The sequence below is a fragment of the Methyloglobulus sp. genome (genome assembly GCF_964779595.1).
The window spans coordinates 1-3,587 of sequence record NZ_CBAROL010000071.1 but is presented as its reverse complement, the minus strand read 5'-3'; the positions used below and the strand labels follow the sequence as shown (position 1 = coordinate 3,587).

Below are 3,587 nucleotides of genomic sequence, written 5' to 3'. Positions count from 1 at the left end.
TTGAATCATACAATGGTGCCCAGGGGCGGAATCGAACCGTCGACACAAGGATTTTCAATCCTTTGCTCTACCGACTGAGCTACCTGGGCGGCTGTACAAAAGAGCGCCATTAGACGCGATTATGCCGTTGTAGTCAACAGGAAATTGATTACTGATGCATATTAAAATCCGGCGGACTGTCTTCCTTTTGGAACCAAGCAATAATAAAGCGAAAAACTCTTTTTACACTCGTCCAAATTCTTGGCAATAACCAGATCATCAATATCACAAACAAAACGAGTGCAATCAAAAATGACACCGGATGGTTGATGCTCGCCCAAACGCCAGTAACAACTATGACATCTTCTCCGATTGACGCAATCCAGTTGCTGAAAGGCTCAGGCGAAGTATTAATCATCACGCGTGTACCCGCTTTAGTCGCATGTGTTCCAGCGGCAAGACTGCCACCTAACAAGGCGGCGGCGATTTCAACGGCAGGATTCAAGTCACCGACTGCACCAGCCGCCAGCATTGCCCCAGCGGGAATGCGGATAAAGGTATGTATCGCATCCCAGCCTGTATCTGCTCCTGGGGTTTTATCGACGAAGAATTCAACGAAATACATAATGCCAGCAGCACCCATAACCAAGGGATTTGCCACAATTTGTAAATCTGGCGGTAAGTCGATATTGCCACTGTTGGCAAGAAAGCCCAAGGTCAACAAAGTAGCATAAAGGTTAATACCACTAGCCCAAGCCAAGCCCATTGTTAGTGCCAATGTTGCCGTTATTTGATCGAGTGCTTCCATTGATAAGTCCTCATTGTTGATACTTGTATTAGCCTAACATGCTGATTATGAATGGCAGCTAAATGAACAATTCCCAAACTGGTTTAATATTGACAGGCAATGACGCAAGTCTACCTAGCTCAATCCACGGGTTCGCCGGATTGTGAAAATCCGAACCGACAGATCCTGCCAATTCGAATGCAATCGCATATTTAGCGGCTACGTTAATTTCATCAACATTGCACCTACCGGTCACCACCTCTATGCCCTGCCCTCCTGCCAGTTTAAATGCAGTCAGCAAACGGTTCATCCATTTTGGGGTTAATTTGTAACGCAATGGATGCGCCACTACCGCAACACCACCCGATTGGGTAATCCAATTAACCGCCAAGTCGAGATCTGCCCAAGCCGCCGCTACATACGCAGGTTTGCCCTTGGCAAGATAACGGTCAAAAGCATCCTGTTGGTTGGAGACATGATTTTGTGATACCAGAAAATCGGCGAAATGCGTGCGGGTAATCATACTATCCCCAGCCGCCTTGGTAACGGCTTCCAAAGCACCAGGAATACGTTTTTTTTCCAACTTGGCGGCAATTTGCTCGGCGCGTTCAAGCCGAATCACTTGTAAATCACGGGTCGCTTCGAGCAGCGGTGGATAATCAGGATCAATGCCCAAACCCACAATGTGCAAAGTTTTATCTTGCCAGCTTGCAGAAAGCTCAATACCTGCAATCAGTCTAACGCCTGTTTGAGTTGCGACCTTTGTAGCCTCAACGAGTCCTGCCGTCGTATCGTGATCGGTCAATGCCAACGCGGTCACACCTTGTTCATGCGCTCGCTGTACTAGCTCGGTTGGCGATAACACACCGTCAGATAGGTTTGAATGGCAGTGTAAATCGTATTTTTCGGTCATGAATCTCTATACTAGCATGAGAAAAACAAGCTGCAAGCTGGAGAAACATAAGTCTCATCGGTGGAAAGCGTGGAGAACAAAATCATTACCTCCTATATTTAACCATTATTGCATTATAGCACTGCTATGATCGCAACCCTTACTATCAAGTCAATTGTCGTGACTTCTTTAACCTGCTGATTCAGATAAAAAACTGCGTACGCATATAGTACAGAACAAATGGTTAACCACATCAGGTAAGTTGGCTTTTTTCCTGAGCAGCATCTATTCGCCTTATTTTTTATAATAGCCTTGCAAATACTACCCAAAATCCAAAATAGCGTATAATTTAGAGCATTGTTTCAGATTATTCATCACTCCAAAAATCAAGCTTATGTCTATTTCCTTAAGAAAAATCACCCATCAAGTATTGGTCGGTAATGTCAAAGTGGGTGGCGGTGCGCCGATTGTGGTGCAATCGATGACCAACACCGATACCGCCGATGCTGCTGGAACGGTTAACCAGATTATTGAGCTGGCGGATGCCGGATCTGAGCTGGTACGGATTACAGTAAATAGCGAAGAAGCGGCGTCGGCAGTTTGGGACATAAAAAACCAATTGCTCAAGAAAGGTTATTCCGTGCCAATTATTGGCGATTTCCATTTTAACGGACATCGCTTACTGGAAAAATATCCCGATTGTGCGGAAGCATTGGACAAATACCGCATCAATCCAGGCAATGTTGGTCGTGGCAAAAGCCGCGATCCGCAATTCCAGATGATGGTGGAATTTGCCTGTAAATATAATAAGCCCGTGCGGATAGGCGTTAACGGCGGCAGTCTTGACCAAGCAGTATTTACCCGTTTGCTGGACGAAAACCGATTATTAGCCAACCCTGAGCCATTACCTGCCATAACTCGCAAAGCCATCGTATTATCGGCACTGGAAAGCGCGGCGAAAGCGGAGGAATTGGGCTTAGGCAAAGACAAGATTATTTTGTCCTGCAAAATCAGCAATGTGCAGGAATTAATCCAGATTTACGAAGACTTGGCTAGCCGTTGCAACTACACCTTACACCTAGGTTTGACCGAAGCAGGCATGGGATCTAAGGGCATGGTGTCATCTTCTGCGGCTTTGGGTGTGCTTATGCAGCAAGGTATCGGCGATACCATCCGCATTTCGCTCACACCTGAACCCGGCGCATCACGCACCAAGGAAGTCATCGTCGCCCAGGAATTGCTGCAAACAATGGGCTTCCGCTCGTTTACCCCAATGGTTATCGCCTGTCCTGGTTGCGGACGCACCACCAGCGATTATTTCCAACATCTGGCGCAAGACATCCAAACTTATCTACGTGACCAAATGCCAATCTGGCGCACTCAATACCCTGGCGTAGAAGCAATGGAAGTTGCAGTTATGGGCTGCGTGGTCAATGGGCCTGGTGAAAGTAAAAGTGCCAATATTGGCATCAGTTTGCCTGGTACTGGAGAAACACCCGTAGCACCGGTTTATGAAGACGGCGTGAAAACCGTCACCTTAAAAGGCGACCATATAGCTGAGGAATTTCAAGGTGTTGTGCAGCGGTATATTGAATCGCATTATGGTGAGCAAGCCAGAGAAAAATCTGTGGCTTGATTGACTTCTAGCGTCGTTATTGCTCAATGTTATAGAAAATAGCGAGTAGCCTCAGATGCGGTTTGCGTAACCTAGGGTTTTAGGACTTCGATATTGCTCGATTCCGTTACCCTTCATCGAGGCTACTCACTGAAAGATTTGGGGTTAACCCACCAACTCATCCAAATACTTTTCCGCGTCCAATGCCGCCATACAGCCTGCACCTGCTGAGGTGATGGCTTGTCTATAAACCGAATCCATTACATCGCCCGCCGCAAATACACCTTCCACGCTGGTGCTGCTAAAGTTTCCGG

At 46.8% G+C, this 3,587-nt stretch carries 3 protein-coding genes, 1 tRNA gene and 1 pseudogene; 1 reads left to right on the top strand and 4 read right to left on the bottom strand.

What is annotated here, in order from left to right:
* Positions 1-13 precede the first annotated feature (13 nt).
* The 3 genes from AC1YY3_RS12925 to AC1YY3_RS12915 form a co-directional block, all read right to left on the bottom strand.
* Positions 14-89 (bottom strand) — tRNA-Phe (locus AC1YY3_RS12925).
* A 59-nt stretch (positions 90-148) separates the two neighbouring features.
* Positions 149-787 carry a DUF4126 domain-containing protein gene (locus AC1YY3_RS12920; protein WP_481823587.1) on the bottom strand — a complete coding sequence of 213 codons (639 nt, stop codon included), beginning with the start codon at positions 785-787 and terminating at the stop codon, positions 149-151.
* Positions 788-845: 58 nt separating this feature from the next.
* Positions 846-1,679, bottom strand: a complete 834-nt coding sequence (locus AC1YY3_RS12915) for a PHP domain-containing protein (RefSeq protein ID WP_481823586.1) — start codon at positions 1,677-1,679, stop codon at positions 846-848.
* A gap of 373 nt (positions 1,680-2,052) precedes the next feature.
* On the opposite strand from AC1YY3_RS12915, the gene ispG reads away from it, so the two are divergent.
* Positions 2,053-3,294, top strand: coding sequence for a flavodoxin-dependent (E)-4-hydroxy-3-methylbut-2-enyl-diphosphate synthase (gene ispG / locus AC1YY3_RS12910; RefSeq protein WP_481823585.1), 1,242 nt, complete (start codon positions 2,053-2,055; stop codon positions 3,292-3,294).
* A 144-nt stretch (positions 3,295-3,438) separates the two neighbouring features.
* Here ispG and AC1YY3_RS12905 read toward each other — a convergent pair.
* Positions 3,439-3,587 (bottom strand): annotated as a pseudogene (locus AC1YY3_RS12905) (thioredoxin-disulfide reductase); the annotation flags it as partial.